Origin of the sequence: Marinobacter sp. LA51 (assembly GCF_030297175.1) — a bacterium.
Classification (GTDB): domain Bacteria; phylum Pseudomonadota; class Gammaproteobacteria; order Pseudomonadales; family Oleiphilaceae; genus Marinobacter; species Marinobacter apostichopi.
Genome location: NZ_AP028070.1, coordinates 2,253,545 through 2,270,395, shown reverse-complemented (window position 1 = coordinate 2,270,395; position 16,851 = coordinate 2,253,545). Strand labels below are relative to the sequence as shown.

General features: G+C 58.6%; 12 protein-coding genes. 8 read left to right on the top strand and 4 right to left on the bottom strand.

The annotated features are described in order from the left end of the window. Positions 1 to 6 precede the first annotated feature (6 nt). Positions 7 to 1,620, bottom strand: coding sequence for an alpha-glucosidase family protein (locus QUE89_RS10420; RefSeq protein ID WP_286220030.1), 1,614 nt, complete (start codon positions 1,618 to 1,620; stop codon positions 7 to 9). Positions 1,621 to 1,995: 375 nt separating this feature from the next. Here QUE89_RS10420 and QUE89_RS10415 point away from each other — a divergent pair, with 375 nt between their 5' ends. Both QUE89_RS10415 and QUE89_RS10410 read left to right on the top strand, forming a co-directional pair. Beyond that, positions 1,996 to 4,143 (top strand): methyl-accepting chemotaxis protein, encoded by a 2,148-nt coding sequence (locus tag QUE89_RS10415; protein ID WP_286220029.1) that lies wholly within the window; start codon positions 1,996 to 1,998, stop codon positions 4,141 to 4,143. A 94-nt stretch (positions 4,144 to 4,237) separates the two neighbouring features. After that, positions 4,238 to 5,260 carry an FAD:protein FMN transferase gene (locus tag QUE89_RS10410; RefSeq protein ID WP_286220028.1) on the top strand — a complete coding sequence of 341 codons (1,023 nt, stop codon included), beginning with the start codon at positions 4,238 to 4,240 and terminating at the stop codon, positions 5,258 to 5,260. A gap of 43 nt (positions 5,261 to 5,303) precedes the next feature. On the opposite strand, the gene QUE89_RS10405 is transcribed toward QUE89_RS10410, so the two are convergent. The 3 genes from QUE89_RS10405 to QUE89_RS10395 are packed head-to-tail and all read right to left on the bottom strand — an operon-like array spanning position 5,304 to position 10,611. Next, a complete protein-coding gene (locus QUE89_RS10405) occupies positions 5,304 to 6,866 on the bottom strand; it encodes a general secretion pathway protein GspF (protein WP_286220027.1) in 1,563 nt (520 codons plus the stop codon). A 12-nt stretch (positions 6,867 to 6,878) separates the two neighbouring features. Continuing rightward, on the bottom strand, positions 6,879 to 9,368 hold the full coding sequence (locus QUE89_RS10400; RefSeq protein WP_286220026.1) for a LamG domain-containing protein: 2,490 nt from the start codon (positions 9,366 to 9,368) through the stop codon (positions 6,879 to 6,881). A gap of 7 nt (positions 9,369 to 9,375) precedes the next feature. Next, positions 9,376 to 10,611, bottom strand: a complete 1,236-nt coding sequence (locus QUE89_RS10395; RefSeq protein WP_286220025.1) for a hypothetical protein — start codon at positions 10,609 to 10,611, stop codon at positions 9,376 to 9,378. A 199-nt stretch (positions 10,612 to 10,810) separates the two neighbouring features. On the opposite strand from QUE89_RS10395, the gene QUE89_RS10390 reads away from it, so the two are divergent. The 6 genes from QUE89_RS10390 to QUE89_RS10365 all read left to right on the top strand — a co-directional run bounded on the left by QUE89_RS10390 (position 10,811) and on the right by QUE89_RS10365 (position 16,836). After that, positions 10,811 to 13,474: an HzsA-related protein gene (locus tag QUE89_RS10390; protein WP_353506784.1), complete on the top strand. Its 2,664-nt coding sequence runs from the start codon at positions 10,811 to 10,813 to the stop codon at positions 13,472 to 13,474. A gap of 21 nt (positions 13,475 to 13,495) precedes the next feature. Continuing rightward, positions 13,496 to 14,248 (top strand): SH3 domain-containing protein, encoded by a 753-nt coding sequence (locus QUE89_RS10385; protein ID WP_286220024.1) that lies wholly within the window; start codon positions 13,496 to 13,498, stop codon positions 14,246 to 14,248. Continuing rightward, entirely contained in the window at positions 14,218 to 14,865 is a 648-nt protein-coding gene (locus QUE89_RS10380; RefSeq protein WP_286220023.1) for an outer membrane beta-barrel domain-containing protein, read from the top strand. The genes QUE89_RS10385 and QUE89_RS10380 overlap by 31 nt, the downstream gene beginning before the upstream one ends. An 18-nt stretch (positions 14,866 to 14,883) precedes the next feature. Further along, positions 14,884 to 15,381 carry a TlpA family protein disulfide reductase gene (locus tag QUE89_RS10375; protein ID WP_286220022.1) on the top strand — a complete coding sequence of 166 codons (498 nt, stop codon included), beginning with the start codon at positions 14,884 to 14,886 and terminating at the stop codon, positions 15,379 to 15,381. Between the two features lie 65 nt (positions 15,382 to 15,446). Continuing rightward, entirely contained in the window at positions 15,447 to 15,683 is a 237-nt protein-coding gene (locus tag QUE89_RS10370) for a DUF4266 domain-containing protein (RefSeq protein WP_203300501.1), read from the top strand. Beyond that, entirely contained in the window at positions 15,670 to 16,836 is a 1,167-nt protein-coding gene (locus tag QUE89_RS10365) for a DUF3570 domain-containing protein (protein ID WP_434784066.1), read from the top strand. The genes QUE89_RS10370 and QUE89_RS10365 overlap by 14 nt, the downstream gene beginning before the upstream one ends. The last annotated feature ends 15 nt before the right edge of the window (positions 16,837 to 16,851 follow it).

The window sequence follows — 16,851 nt, the reverse complement described above, 5'->3', positions numbered from 1 at the left end:
TGTGTCTCAGAGCCTGGCGATTTCAACGCCCCAGGGCTCCAGGTTCAGGTTGGATCCTTGCCACTGACCGCCGACAAAGTCTGGCGTTCCTGACACAGACGTACCTTCCGTCGGCAGGGCGATGTCGCTGGCGTTGTCGCTCAGGTTCAACGCGATCAGCAGTCGCTCACCATCCAGGCTGCGAGTGTAGACAAGGGTGTCCTTGGGGCTATCGAGGAACTCAATATCGCCCTTTAACAGCACGTTCTGGTCTTTCCGCCATCCGAGGAATGCCCGGTACGCGGCCAGCATCGAGTTGTCCTGTCCGTCCTGCACATCCACCGCGGCGCTGTAGTGCTCATCATAAACAGGCAGCCAGGGCTGTGCATCTGAGAAGCCACCGTTCGTCTTCTGATGATCCCAGACCATCGGTGTGCGACATCCGTCCCGGCCTTTGTACTCCGGCCAGAAGTTGATGCCGTAGGGATCTACCAGATCCTCATATTTCAGTTCCGCCTCGGTCAGCCCCAATTCCTCGCCCTGGTATAGGCAGACGCTGCCGCGCAGGGTCAGCAGCATGGCCATGTAGGCTTTTAGCTGTTGATCGGATTTGGCCTGCCAGCGGGTGGCTACCCGGGTGACGTCGTGGTTGCCAATAGCCCAGCAGGGCCAGCCATCGGTGAGCTTGTCTTCGATGGTGCTGACGGTTCTGTGGAAGAACTCGGAACCGTGCTCTTCGGTCAGCAGATCAAATGAGTAGGCCATGTGCAGCTTGTTGCCGTCACGGGTGTAGTCGGCCATGGTCTGCAGCGAATTGTCATCGCCAATCTCACCAACCGTTGTGGTTCCCGGGTATTCATCAAGCAGGGCGCGAAGGCGCTGCAGGAAGGCCAGGTTCTCGGGCTGGGTCTTGTCGTACTTGTGGAACTGGTACGCGTAAGGGTTTTCCTTGCGCACACCAATCGAGCCCTCGGCGATGGCATTGCTGGCCGGGTTTTCCCGGAGTTTGAGATCGTGGAAACAGAAATTGACAGCGTCCAGACGGAAACCGTCAACGCCCCGGTCCAGCCAGAATTTGACGTCAGACAGCGCCTGGTTCTGGACTTCCTCATTGTGGAAGTTCAGATCCGGCTGGCTGGTGAGGAAGTTGTGCAGGTAGTACTGCTTGCGCCGGCTGTCCCAGGCCCACGCCGAGCCACCGAATACCGATAGCCAGTTGTTGGGAGGTGTTCCATCGGGCCTGGGGTCTGCCCACACGTACCAATCCGCTTTGTCGTTGGTACAGTCGGCGCGGCTTTCCTTGAACCAGGCATGCTGGTCGGAGGAGTGGCTGAGCACCTGGTCAATCATGATCTTCAGGCCGCGTTCGTGGGCCTTTGATACCAGCTCATCGAAGTCCGTCAGGGTGCCAAAGATAGGGTCAACGTCCCGGTAGTCGGCAACGTCGTACCCGAAATCCTTCATGGGCGAGGTAAAAAACGGTGACAGCCAGATCGCATCTACATTCAGGCCGGCAATGTAGTCCAGCTTTTCGGTGATCCCAGGCAGGTCGCCAATTCCGTCGCCGTTGGAATCGAAGAAACTGCGTGGATAAACTTGGTAGATGACGGCGCCACGCCACCAGTCCGGATTCTTGTTCATTGTGCCTCTCTTATACTCCGGTGGTGAAAGGTTGTCAGGGTAGAGCACGGATAAAGGTCTCTAACCCAGTTAGAAGCAAGTCATACTGAGTCGATTGTTAACCCTGTTCATCCTCCTGGCTGACTTTTTGTTGGCGTAGTCCGGGGGAGGAGGGGGGCGTAGGAGGGCGGAGACGGCCTGGCATTGCCCTTATTTGGTGCGCGCTCTGATTGCCCGATAACCAATGGGCTTAAAATTGGTGCGCCTTTCAATGCAAAACCGCACTTTCCTAGGTTTTATTCTAGGCCCGAACCTTGCAAACGACTCCTTCATTCCGGTTTGACTGCGGCCGCCAAGGGCCACGCAGTCCTGTTGTACGGTTTGGAGGCCAAGAGCATGACCCTGAAGAGTGAATTCATGAAACTGACCAGTGCCGAGCGCAGCTGGTTACCATTCTGGGGAACGACAGGAAAACTGGCCATGGGCTGGTCCTGTTTTCTCAATCGGGGCCTTTATGGCACCAACGAGCAGATTTTCGAAAGTATTGCCCGAACCCGCCGGGACGCCCTGATTACCTGGGCGGACCACAAATGGGCGTTCCTGAATACGCTGGCTGTCCGGCTTGAGGGGCAGGATGACGAGGGCATGCGGGAACTGGTTGAGACGTCCTCTGGCCGGCTTCGGGAAATCTCCGAGCTGTTTGTGGTGAACGAGGAAGGCCTGGTGCTGGCATCGTCAGCATCCGAACGAAAGGGCAGGCGAGACTTGCCCCAGGAGGCGGTTCGGCGTGGCACTCACGAGCGTTTTCTGCACGGGCCTTATCGGGATCCGGTTACGCAGAGCCTGGGCGCCACCACCTCTCGCTTTCATGATGCAGTGACTCTGATGTTCTACCATCCGGTTACTCTCAGGTCCGGCGGTGCGGCAGCGATCTGTGCCCGTATTCCCAACGATGTCATGAGCGACCTGATCCAGCGCGAGGCAGGGCATGTCTTCGAGGAATCCGGGGACAATTATCTGTTCATGATCGACAGCCAGTTCGACCGAACCATCCAGACCGGTACCGCGCTGTCCCGTTCCCGGTTCGAGGATGCCACCTTCAGTCATGGCGACAATTTGAAGGACGGCATCCGCACGGGATTCGGCACCGTCGGCGTTCGTGAACACACAGAATTTGAAGTCCGCTTTACCGATCCGGCGACAGGCCGCTTGCACCCGGGTGTGCGGGAAACCATTGCTAACGGTGAAAACCTGTTTGTCACTTACCCCGGCTATTCGGATTACCGGCACATTCCGGTGATCGGCAAGGGTGTGACCTTCCAAATGCCCGGTTCGCCAGATCGATGGGGCATGATGTGCGAAGGCGACCTGGAGGAAGTATACCGTCGCCGCTCGGTGTCCTGGCGCCTGACTGCGCGGATGACGGTGCTGATTGGTCTTTTGTGGGTCATTAATCTGGCCATGGCCTGGAGCGATGTATCGCTGTGGCTGGAAGCTGCGGTGACGGCGGGCTCTGCATTGGCGGGTGTGCTTCTGTTTCGGAGTACGTCGGTAAAACCGTTGTCTGAAAACCTCGGAGCCATGGCGGACATAATCCGAAACATTGCTGAGGGTGGTGGAAACCTTCGTCAGCGCATGGACCCATCGTCCATGCCACGTGATGAGACAGGTGACCTGGCACGCTGGATCAACAGCTTTATCGACAGTCTTGATGGCATGGTCGGCCAGGTCATCTCACTAGCTGCAGATTCGCGCCAGGCCAGCGATCAGTTGATGACCCAAAACCGGCTGGCAGATGAACGAATTCGTCAGGTGCTCACCCACATCGAAGATATGGTTCGGGGCGCAACCTCTCAGGAGAATGAGATCCGGAATGCGTCGACGACTGCCCAGGAGATGCGCTCCAGCATGGAGGATGTGGTGGAGCGGGCCAGGGCGCAGTTCGCCAGGGTCAGTCAGGAAACTCAGAGTATTCGCAATGTCATTACCCGGTCGGCGGATGGCATTCGGGCTGCCAACGACCGCACTGAGGAAATTAGCAAAACCGCACTGGTGATTAACGATATCGCCGCCCAGACCAACCTACTGGCACTCAACGCCGCTATTGAAGCGGCACGGGCCGGAGACTCAGGGCGTGGTTTTGCGGTGGTGGCCGATGAGGTCCGGCAGTTGGCGTCTCGCACTACCCAGGCTACCAAGGACATCGGCGAACGGCTTCAGGGGGTTCAGGAGGAAACCCGCCGTGCGGTCATCACCATGGAAGAGGGCATGTCGGAAATGGAGGAGCGCCTGCGCAAGGCCGAGGCTGCCGCCGACGATAACTCGACACTGCATGTGATGGTCGATCAACTGTTCCGGGCGATTGCCGGCATCGAGACCACCAATCACCAACAAAGTGCCCAGACAGCGGGCGTGTCCGAAAGCGCGTCCGTGATGAACGGGGTGATTGAGCAACTGACATTGAGTGCCGAACGCACGCAGGCCTCAGCCAGCAAGCTGCAAAGACTGACCGGGCAGTTCCAGGTGTCGGCGGAGGTGGCCTGACCAAATCGGCGGCATTGGCTTCGGCGCCTGAGCTGGCTAAACTTCCGTGAATTCCGGCGGGCCAGCCCGCCGATCCACCGTTCCGGAGGCTCGTGTGCAGCGTTGTTATTTCAGGCAGGTCAAATCGCTCCTTCTGTGGGCCAGAGCGGTAACCGGGTTGATGATTCTGACGGCCAGCGGCTTCGCCCAAGCAGAGTGGTACCGCTACTCCGACACCGCCATGACCACGCCCATCCACCTGGAGTTCTGGGCGGACGATCAGGCCAAGGCCGACCGTACTGCCGAGTCGGTGTTGGCGGTGTTCCACCACGTTGATCGAACCATGAGCCGCTACCGCGCCGATTCCGAGCTGTCGAAGGTAAATCGGGAAGCGGCGAACGGGCCAGTGTCGGTCTCATCGGACCTGTTTAATGTGCTGCAAAAAGCCAAACAGGTGTCGGAACTCAGCGGTGGTGCCTTTGACATCAGTTTCGGGTCGGTGGGATTTCTCTACGATTATCGCGCCGGACAGCAACCGTCGGCCGACGATATTGCCTCGGAACTGGGGCACATCAACTACCGGGACATCATCCTCGATGAGAAACAGCGCACGGTGCAGTTTCGCCAGAACGGCCTGAAGTTGGATTTGGGCGGTATCGCCAAGGGTTATGCGGTAGACCTTGGGATTTCAGAGCTGAAGCGAGCCGGTGTTCGCCATGCCCAGCTCAGTGCCGGTGGCGATATGCGTCTGCTTGGGGACCGGCGCGGGCGCCCCTGGTTGGTAGGGGTGCGTGACCCGCGCTCGGAGGATCGTAATGCGGTGGTGTTGCCGCTGACGGATACGGCCATTTCTACCTCAGGGGATTACGAGCGATATTTTGTTAACGACGCGGGCGAGAGAGTTCACCACATTCTGGTGCCATCCACCGGTAAGCCAGTGCGGGGAGTGCAGAGTGTCACCATTCTCGGCACCGATGCCCTGACAACCGATGGCTTGTCCACCGCGGTGTTTGTGCTGGGACCCGAGCAGGGGCTGGCCATGGTGAACCGGTTGCCGGGTATCGACGCCATTATCATTGATGAACGGCGCCGGATGCATTACTCCGAGGGTTTGCAGGCACCTGAGCCTGATCAGTGACCAGGCCCAGGGATTGCCTTTGATTTGCTAAGAGTTTGACTTGCTATGAGATAGTGCCGTTCACAATGCTGGGCATGGCTATCAAGCTGTCCTGCATGGTGCTGTTGCCCAGCCCATGGCCGGTGAAGCGGGTGCCAAAATCGGCCTCCTCGCCGTGCAGTGCCATGTAGTTCAGGAGTACGGTTTGAACCAGCTGGTTAACGTTATTGGCGGCAGGACTGGAGGCTGTTTCCACTGACGCATCCGAGCGCATGAAACCGACCTGGTTGCGGATGGCCGTTGGCCGGCCATTGGGGTTGTACACCAGGAAGAACGACGCTGCGGTTTGCTGGTTATCTCCAGTCCATTCACCTTTGCCGCGCCCGTCCATGGAATCGTCGATACGGCCATTGCTCGAGACTGAACCGTCGCTGAAGACGTAGAGCATCAGTGGCATGCCAACACGGGCTGCGTATTCCAGGCATGCACCCATGCAGCGACCGGCCAGTTCATCCCGGCGTTCACCAGTACCACGCTCGCCAGTGTGGTAATCGTAGCCACCCAAGGTAACGGTGCCAGCTCCGGCATAGCCGTTCATTACCAGTTTCATCACCGAGGCGGTTTTGCGGAACTCGCGGTTGTTGTCGAACTCATCGCGGGTAAAGATTCCCGTCGGTCCGACAATCTCCAAATCGAGATCAGGATTGAGCGCGCTGGGATCACCGAAGCGATCCGCCAGATCCGCACTCTTCACATAGCCACACCGCACCAGATCCTTCACCACGTCCTCGCTGGACACGTCCAGCTTGGTGTCCATCCGGTTCATCTTGGCATCGCTGATCCGTTGGATGGATTCCATAACGGCAACGGCATCGCCCTGATCTAGGATGCCAATCAGATCGCCGACATCCACCAGGCCCGTTACGTCGGAAGGTCGATCAATTTTGGTAGGACGAATCTGTGGATTGATCAGGTTCATGGGTGCCATGGAATTACCGCCAGACTCGGAACTCTGGGAGCCCACCAGTGACAGTAGTGAACCGTCAGCCCCAGCCTGGTGAATGCCGTACATGGGGTTGTGTGGATTGTTGCCGGTGTCATTCTCGGAACGGGCGGCAATGATGGCACCGTTGGTGGCGGCCCGGGTGCCAGCGCTGGTGCTTTGCTGAATACCCCTCAGAAAGCCGCTGTCGCTATGAAACGCCAACCCCATTTCGTTGTTAACGAACGAGGGGTTGTTGGGCAGCATATCCCCGGGCAGGCCGAGGCGGTTGTAACCAGCGGTGCTGAGAAAATCCATCTGGCCGCCGGATTTGCCCATCAGCACGTTGGAGCCGGCGATGTTGGCGCCACCGGCCAGATCAAAGCAGATGAAGGGGATCTTGCCGGCACCATTGACCGCAATGCCACAGCTTTGTTTCAGCGTTTCCAGGTCCGATGACAATGCTGCCGACGCACTACGCGGGTTGCCGAACAGGCTGAAAATGGAAGCACCGAATACGGTGGCGCTGCCGGCCATAAAGCCCTGGGCAATGAATTCCCGGCGAGTGCGTGGCCGGCCATGGTCTGAGTGGCGCAGCGGTTCACCGTTGGCCAGGGTCTTGTTGCGTGATCTGCGTATAAACATGGTCAACGTCCTTTACTGAACCAGAGTGGTGGCGCTGCCCAGAACGGCGGCGCAGCTGGCTTTGACAATGGTTTCGGTGCGCCCTGCATCGCAGGAGCCGCCACAGCTGGTCAGGTTATCAATCAGGCTGTTCAGTTCGGTTTCGATATCCGCATCCGCAGGCTGGGTAGCCAGGTTTTCACCCACGAACCGGTCCAGCAGTGGGTCGATGACCTGGCTGCGGCCGGTGGCGTCGAAGGCGGTGTCCGCCGACTTGCTGAAGTTGAAGCCTGGGAAAAATGCGGTCCGTAGTGCGACGTTGGAGGCAAGCACATCACAGTACTGAATCGCCATTTGAGTGATCGCCATCTGGTGGGACGACAGGAAGCCTTCGATCGTTTCTACCGTCGGTAACTGCTGCTTCACCGTTACGTAGGTGTTGTAGACATCGGTTTGAGTCTTGTCGACGCCTGTCAGGCTGGCCATGGTGTCGTTGATTTCATCAAAGGTTTTCAGGCCGATGTCTGAAGACGCGGGTAAATCCACCGGCGTTGCTGCCGGGGGCAGGGCAGGCTCGGATCTGGCGTAGGTTTCGCTGCCGAGTTGATCGAAGGTCAGGAAGAACTCGTCGGTTTCCGGACCCTCCTCCAGCGCAATGATGGTGCCCAGGGGTGACAATGGCTGGCCTGTGCCGGGCTCGTAATCGTCGGCATTCAGAGTCACATCCAGGTTCGCCCAGGCCTGGCCCACGGCTGGCTCCTTGCCATTCACGCCCAGGCGCATGCCAGCCAAGCGGATGTTGGAGGGCTCAACGGTGTTATCCAGGCTGATGAAAAACGGGCTGGTGAAGCGATAGCTGTAGCTGTCGAATTGGCTCACCTCGAATACGATGTAGCTCTCTGGCACGTTGATCAGGTGGGATACGCCAAATAGCATGTAGAACTTCTGCCCAACGCCAACCTCGAAGTTGGTCTGGATCTGTTCCGGTGTCAGCGCCCGGTTGTGGAACGCCACCATGCGAATGGTGCCTTCCCAGGGGGAATTTCCATCGGTTTCATTGCCCATTACCAGAGCAAAGCTGTCGTCCCACTCAGACAGCAGGCCGGCCGAATCCGGATCAACGTCGCCGCTAGGCTCGCCATTAATAAAGATCTGGCGACCAGTGCCGGGTGAGTAGTTCACCACAACGTGCTGCAGGGTAGCCTGCAACAGCATGTCGGCGTCCTGGGTACCGAACGGTGTGTTCTCATCGCTGCTGGTGCTGCGGTGTAGCACTTCGTAGCGCTGCAAGCTCTGGCTTAGGGTCACGTTCCGGGTCGTGGCCGAGCCCGAGTAAGTGACGATCCGGGCGTCTTCCTGAGTGATATTGCCCGGGGCCACCCAGGCCTCAAGGCTGTACTCGCCAGAGGCGGTCAGGAAGGTGTGCAGTTTCTGGCTGCTGGCGGTAGAGCCCTGGGCCTTGCCGGCAGGAACCATGAAGTTCTGTTCGTTTTGGTAGGCGCCGCCCAAAGCAATGCCCCACCCACCGACCCATTCGGTGTTGCCACTCAACGTCAGATCCAGCGCCGGTGATACGCCGCTGGTATCAAACGCGGTTTGGCCCTCACCGGCCTTGAACTCGTACAGGGCAATGATGTTGTTCTCATAGCGGCCGCCGGAATTTGCCAGCAGGCCGTCTTCGGCCAGGTTAAGGGCCTTGCTGACCACAAGATCGGCATCCACCGTCTGGGGGCTTTGAAGATTGGCAAAATCCTCAATCGCCATTTGCATAGTGTCAGCGGATAAGTCGCAGTCGTTATCCCAACAGTTGTGGAAGTCGGTTCGCAGGCGCTGGACCAATCGCGAGGCCGATGGAGTCTCCAGGTTGATCCGGCTCTGAGCCTGCTCGTACGAAGTCGCGCCACTTGAGCTGGCAATGTAGGGGGTTTGGCCATTTTCAGTGTGACAGTCGATGCAGTAGGTTCTCAGTACCGGGTACACCGTGCTTTCGAAATCACCGCTGCTGGCCGGGAAGGTGAGGGTAGCGCCGGGATCTTTCTCCGCCGGCGCCCGCAACTCAACTGTTTTCACCGAACCGGCTGCACCACCGGCCCAGTTGGTAAGGTAGGTGGTCAGAATGTCTACACATGCTGCTGTACTTGATGTCCAGCAGTTATGCCCACCGGCAACCTTGGAGACCATTTCGGATTGGGACGGGGCATCCAGATTCACCACCGTGCGCGCCTGGGCGTAGGCAATGTTGATGTCCTGCTCGTTCACGAAGGTGGGTGATTGGCCACCAGCGTTGTGGCAGGCCCCGCACTTGTCCTGGGTTGCCAGGTTGTCCCAGACTGCCAGTTTGAAAGCCTGGACGTCGTCGTTCTCGGGTGCCGGGCCGGTGTAATTCACGCTGGACGCACTTGCCGAGGTGTTGGGTAGGGATTCGGTGGATTCGCCTCCGCAGGCGCTGAGCAAAAAGGCCGCGGCGATTAGCGCCAGTATTGAGCGCAACGGGATGATTGATGGGCGGTGTGTAGTCATCATGGCGTCCTCAATCTCCCATGCAGTAAACAGCGGATTCAGCAAAGACCTGTTTCAGGTCAAAGCCCTGAGCGCGGAAACTGCTAACCATGCTGGTGACCTGAGAGCGGTCAGAGGCATTGGAGGGTGGTCGCAGGCACACGTTTTCAAACACCTTCTTCACCTGACACTCAGCGAAAGCGTCGGATTGGGCGAATTCGCGCCCGAGACTCTTGGCGCCTTGGCCACTGCCGCTCAGGGCTGAATCCCAACCCAGCCGTCGGTTGGCACCGGAGCGCCAGTAATTGTCCCAGCTGTCGTCGGGTGTGACGTAGCCCTGTTCAAAGGTGGCCGAGTTAATGTGGTATTTCGCCTTCACCCTGGTGCCGGTCACCGGATCGCGATCGTTGGCGGTGTTGTACACCAGCCGGCCCAGCTCACCGTCGGGATCGGCAGTAGCGTCATACTCATAGTCGTAATAAGCGAAGGCCTGGGCCATTGGGTCCATGCCGCTGTGGCAGCCGACGCAGTTGTTCAGGAATACTCGGCTGTCGCCACCGGGGCTGCGTGACACATCCTGGCGGATTCGATCGGGCGGTCGGGTCACGTCGGCAACCTGCTCAAGATCGTTGCACATGTGATTCATCAGTGTGAACCGGAACATGGCCCGATTGGTGCCGGCACTGAAAAAAGCCCGGGCTGCGGCGCGCGAGGTCATCACACCGGCAGTGGCGGATGTTGGCAAGCCGGAGTAGGTCGACTGGTTCACCCGGATCAGGTTGTCCTTGAGGCTGAAGCCGCCGTCTTCCAGCGCTTCGTAATGGTTGTTGTTGCTTTGCGAATAAGCGGGCAAGCCGAGGCCAGAATTGCCGATGTACAGGACGTCCTCGTAGAGCACAGTACGAAAATCTGCATTGTCTCTAACAAGTCCGATCACCGTGGCGATATAGTCATTCAATGGCACGAATTTGGACTGGGCTTCGTTGGTCCACGGCGCGGCCAGGTTTTTCAGGGTGACGTCATAGAAAGCGCTGTTTTCCATGGCAATGTCCGCAGCGGCCAGTTCGTCACCGCCAGTGATTTGGGCTGCCATGTTATTGAGGACCGTGGCGGAGGGTGGAACACCCGCAATCCGGTCGTGAATTCGCTTGGCCTGTTCTCTGGGGCCGGCCTGGGCAACGCTTGCATGAGACAGCGCTAAGGTGAGAAAGAGCAATGTACTACTCGCCTTGGCTACCAGCGTTCTGGTGCGGTGTCGGGCTCTCATGTCCTGATCCTCGGTGGGTTATTCGCGGCGCAAATGTAAACCAGCGTTAACACAGTCAACAGTTTAATCTTGGTAATCTAGGCCAAAGTGAGGGGTAGGCCACGAATTTACATTGCGTTACTCAAAAGCCTTGGAGCTGGGGACGGAAACCGACTTAGTTTATGGCGTGAACCGTTGACCAGCACAGGGTTTGTCCATTTTGACTACACAATTCTCATTGCGAGCGATTCTGCCATCACTGATGCCAGCCTTTGGCCTGATCAGTGCAGTTTCGCTGTCCGGCTGTCTGTCCAGTAGCGACAGCCAGACCGCAGACCCTGTGGTGGTTGAGAATCCGGTCGCCTATGTCCAGCGCACCCTGCAGGTTGAAGAGAATTCGGGGACGCTGGTTGAAGACAATCTGGCGGACCCGGCGGCGTTCAGACCGGGTGCAAGGCTCTATCTGAAGCCCAGCGCAGCGGCAGGCGCCAGCGCGCGGGACATCACTTCACGGGCCTTCGCCGGTGCCGGTTTCCTGAATGATGAAGGCGAATTGCGCTACGACGTCAAGGACCTGCACGTATCCCAGGATGGCACGCGGCTGTTGTTTGCCATGCGCGCGCCGGAAATCGAGGACGCAGACGACGAGGATCAGCCGACCTGGAACATCTGGGAGTACGATTCAGCGTCCGACACGCTCAGCCGGATTATTGGTTCGGATGTCACTGCCCGGGCCGGGCAGGACGTAGCCCCAGCCTATCTGCCCGATGGCCGGATTGTGTTTTCATCCACTCGCCAGCGCACCTCCAAGGCCATTCTGCTCGATGAGGGCAAACCCCAGTTCCCGGGCCTTGATGAAGACCGGGACACCCCCGCGTTCGTGCTGCATGTGATGGACGATGACGGCGAAAACATTGAACAGATCACCTTCAATCAGAGCCACGATCTGGACCCGTTGATTACCGACAACGGCACGATTGTATTCAGCCGCTGGGATAACGCAGGGCAAACCCGCAATAACGGCGTCAATCTTTACCAGGTCAATCCGGATGGCACCGGCCTCAGCTACCTGTATGGCCGGCATTCCCACGATTCAGTATCCGACAGCAGCGACGTCCAGTACCTGAAGCCGCAGAAAACCGACTCCGGTGCTGTGCAGGTGCAGCTGAGACCCTTTGAGAGCAGCGATTACGCATCGGTTCCGGCGGAAGTATCGGTGGACGAATACGTCGAGGCCGACTTGCGCCTGGACGGCACTGCCGGTTCCGGTCAGCGCACGTTGGTGGCCGACGTTGGTTTTGACGGTGAGCCGTCGTTGCAGGGCAGTTACGGTTCAGTGTCGCCACTGCTGGATGGTACCGGCCGCTATCTGGTGAGCTGGACGCCGTGCCGGCTGCGGGATATCGCTCGCGAGCAGATTGTGAATTGCACCCAGGAACGACTGGATTCCGAAGCCTACGAACCGGCCGCCCCGGTTTATGGTCTCTGGCTGCTAGACGTTGCCAGTGGCACCCAGCGTCCTGTTGTTCAGCCCATTGAAGGCGAACAGTTTGATGAGGCGGTTTTGCTGAAAGAGCGCACTCTGGAGACCTTCCTGCCCGAGAGCCAGTTTGCCGGAGATCAGGGCGTGCTGGCGGACGATGGCTACGGCGTACTCGATATCCGCAGCGTTTACGATCTGGACGGCGTGGATACTGCTCCGGGTGGCATTTCAGCCACGGCCGATCCGGTGCAAACCCCGGCCGACGCCCGCCCCGCACGTTTCCTGCGGTTGGAAAAACCGGTGGCCATGCCCGATGACAACGTGCGCGACTTCGACAACAGCGCGTTCGGCCGCAGTCGCGGTCAGCTGATGCGGGAAATCCTCGGCTATGTGCCGGTGGAACCTGATGGTTCAGTGAGGGTGGCGGTGCCTGCCAATGTTGCCTTTGCGGTCAGTGTCCTGGATGCAGACGGCCAGCGGGTTGGCCCGCGCCACCAGAACTGGCTGTCGGTGCGCCCGGGCGAGGTGTTGGCCTGCAAAGGCTGTCACGATCCCAACAGTGACGTTCCTCACGGTCGTCCGGATGCCGGCCCGGATTCGGTCTGGGCCGGGGCGCCCACCACCGGCCTGCCGTTTCCAAATACTGAATCCGCGCTGTTCGCTGACATGGGCGAAACCATGGCGCAGACCTATGCCCGGGTAAATGAAACCCGCAAACCAACGGCCGACCTTATCTACGAAGACGAATGGACCGATCCAGGGGCAACGGCCAAAGCCGCAAGTTTCACGCTTGCCTACGGCGATCTGGATACCCCACCACCCATTTCCGGAGTCTGTGCCACCGAGTGGGCGCCCAATTGCCGGATTGTGATTAACTACGAGCAGAACGTTCACCCGCTGTGGGATCTGAATCGTGAGGTTCTGGACATCGATGGTGTCACCGTACTGGAGGACAACACCTGCACCGGCTGTCACGCGCCCACTGATGACGGTGGCATGGCCCAGGTGCCAGCCGGCCAGCTTGATTTGACCAACGGAGCCTCGCCGGCTGAGCCGTTGCACTTCAATGCCTATCGGGAGTTACTGTTTCCCGATAACGAGCAGGAGCTGGTCAACGATGCCCTGGTGGATCGCCTGGTCGACACCGGCGAAGTGCTGCGGGACGAAGAAGGCAATCCCATTCTCGACGCCAATGGTATGCAACAGCCCATCTTTGCCACGGTGCCAGTGCAGGCCAGCATGTCGGTCAACGGCGCCCGGGTCAGTCGTTTCATGGCCCTGTTCCAGGCTGGTGGTAGTCATGAAGGCCGTATGACCGACGCCGAACTGCGCCTGATTGCGGAATGGCTGGATATAGGTGCCCAGTATTACAACAACCCGTTTGATGCCCCTGAAGACTGACATAGGACCGACCCCCGAATCATGCGCCTTGCCCTGCTGCTGCTGAGTTTTTTATTGCCTGTTACTGGCTGGGCCGGCTGGCTGTGGGACTCTGGCGAGCAGGCGTTGCCGCAGGTTCAGGTTAGCGAACCGTTTGTTGAATGGCGCAGTGGCCCGGCGGTGGGCTACCCGGTGTTCCACACCAGTGAGCAAGGGGAATGGTTGCACCTGCTTCAACGTAAGACCGGCTGGATCAAGGTTCGGGACGAACAGGGCCGGGAAGGCTGGATTTCAGTGGCTGCGATTGCCCAGACCCGGGATGCCACAGGCGCGTTGGTTCAGCTTTCGGTGCCTAGCTTTGAGGAATTTCAGGATCGTCGCTGGGAAGCGGGCCTGATGATGGGCGAGTTCGAGGGTGCCGCAGTCACCTCGGCCTACGGCGGTTACGGGATGACCCGGAACCTGTCGGCTGAACTCTGGGCATCGCAGGTGCTGGGTAGCGCCTCGGAGCTGCGTCTGGTGAACGCCAATCTGGTACACCAGCCATTCCCGCATTGGCGGGTATCGCCGTTTTTTACCCTGGGCATTGGCCATATCTGGGTTGATCCGAAGGTGACCCTGGCCGAACCGGAGGAACGGGACAACACGGTTGGCCATGCAGGCCTCGGCGTCCGGGCATACATCACCGATCGATACTTTATTCGGGCGGAAGTGAAGGACTACAAGATCTTCACCACACGCTCGACCAACGAAGAAGCGACAGAATGGAAAATCGGACTAAGCATCTTTTTCTGAACGGACTGTGTCTGTCCGCCGCCCTGCTGATGCCGGTAGGCGCGATGGCAGCCGAGGACGATCGTCCATTGATTGAACCGGACGTAACACCGGTGCCGGTGGATGAGTCCCTGATCGATACCGAGAATTTCGAGGTGGGTGCCTTTGTGGGTTTCCTCACCATCGAAGATTTCGAAAGCTCGCTGGTGTATGGCGGAAAGCTTACCTATCACCTGAGCGAGTCGTTCTTTTTTGAGGCCGGAGTCGGATTTGCCGAAGCCGGCGAAACCAGTTTCGAAAAACTGGCCGGTAATGTGGAAGTTCTGACCGAAGATGAGCGGGACTACACCTATTACAACATCAATCTGGGCTACAACGTGCTGCCCGGTGAAGCGTTCCTGACCGAGAATTACGCCTTTAACACCAACTTCTATTTGATTGCCGGGGCTGGCGCAACGGATTTCGCGGGTGACACGCGCTTCACCGTGAATGCCGGTGCGGGCTACCAGGTGCTGCTGACGGACAGCGTTGCCGTGCACCTTGGTGTTCGCCAGCACTTTTACCGGATAGATGTCCTGGGTAGCGAGAAAACGTCCATTAACACCGAGGTCAGTTCCGGCCTGTCGGTCTTTTTTTAACAACGGGAGTCTCTTGATATGACCAGATTATTGCCCTTGCTGGCGGTTGGTATGGCGTTCACCGGGCTGGCGATGATGGCCCAGGCCGAGGCCATCAACGTTCCGGCGCCGGACTTTACCCTGGAGAGCCGGTCCGGTGAGAACCTGCGCCTGGAAGACCACCGCGGCGAAGTGGTGATGCTGAATTTCTGGGCCTCCTGGTGTGGCCCCTGTCGGCAGGAGATGCCGCTGATGGACGACATCTACAGCCAGTACAAGGATCTGGGCTTTACCATCCTGGCGGTCAATGTCGATGAGAACCGGGACGAAGCTCTGCGGTTTCTGGATGCCGTGCCGGTGGACTACCCGATTCTCTATGACCCCGAGAGCCGGGTCAGTGAGCTGTACGAGGTCCAGGCCATGCCCACTACGGTCATGATCGACCGCAATGGCAACGCTCGATACGTGCATTACGGTTATCAGCCGGGCTATGAGGACGACTACGAGCAGCAGATTCGGGAATTGGTGCGCGAGTGAGCTGGGGCTGGGTTAAAGGGAACAGAGTGAACGGGGAAAGGGTTAACGGAGACAGGGTGAACGTTATGCGTGGTGTATCTCTGACGATGCTCCTGGGCTTGGTGCTTGTGCTGATGTCGACCGCGGGCTGCAGCGACATCAAACCCTGGGTGAAACCCTATGAACGGGACAAGCTGGCGGACCCGGTGATGAGTCTGAGCCGGCACGGCAAGGCCGACGTTTATATGCACCATGTCTATCAGGCCCGGGAATCGGCGCGTGGCTCCGAGGGCGGTTCTGGAGGTGGTTGTGGCTGTAACTGAGGCGAGCCGAATTCGCTATGCCTTGGCGCCGCTACTGGCGTTGTTGCTGACTTTGGCTGCGCCTCTGGTCTCGGCCGCGACCCTGCCCGAGGACAACGTCGATATGCTTTACCACCGCTACGACGGTGGTGGCATGGTGATCGATGGGCCCTCAGTGCTGGTGCGAAAAAACGCCGGGCCGCAGGTGTCGTTTACCGGCCAGTACTACGTGGACTCGGTGTCCGCCGCGTCGGTGGATGTGTTGGCCACGGCCAGCCCCTATACGGAAGAACGGGATGAATATTCACTGGGCGTGGATTACCTGCATGAAGACGCCATCCTGAGCCTGGGCTATACCAACAGCTCGGAAAACGACTACGAAGCCAATACCGTCTACTTCTCGGTCAGTCAGGAATTCTTCGGCGGCATGTCTACCGTGACCATGGGCTACGCCAATGGCTGGGACGACGTAGGCCGGGTTGGCAACGACAACTTCAGTGAAGAAGCCGATCGACGGAATTACCAACTCGGTTTGAGCCAGGTCCTGACCCGCAACAGCCTGCTGGGGATCGATCTGGAAGTGGTGTCCGATGAGGGGTTTCTTCAGAATCCCTACCGCCAGAACCGCTTCCGGGACCCGAATGACTCAACGTCATTCTTGTATCAGCCGGAGCGCTACCCGGAGACCCGAACCAGCACCTCGGTGGCGACCCGAGCCCTGTACTACCTGCCATACCGGGCCTCCATTCGCGGCGAGTACCGTTATTTCACGGACAGCTGGGGTATCGATGCCCATACCGTTGAACTGGCCTATGTGCATGCCCTGAACAATCGCTGGACCCTGGAAGGATCGGTCCGTTATTACACCCAGGAAGCGGCTGACTTCTACAGCGATCTGTACGAGTTCGAGAACTCCCAAACCCACCTGGCCAGGGACAAGGAACTGAGTACGTTGTCGGGCACCACCTTGGGCACCGGTGCGGTTTATGAGTGGAAGCAGACCTCGCTGCCTGGCATCAAACGGCTGCAGTTCAGCTTGCTGTTGGATTGGCTGAACTTCGAATACGACGATTTCCGGGACGTGACCGCCAAGGGCGATTTCCTGCCCGGGGAAGAACCGCTTTATTCGTTCGATGCGCTGGTTACGCGCGCGTCCTTGATTCTTGAATACTGAGTTGGCAGGAACACT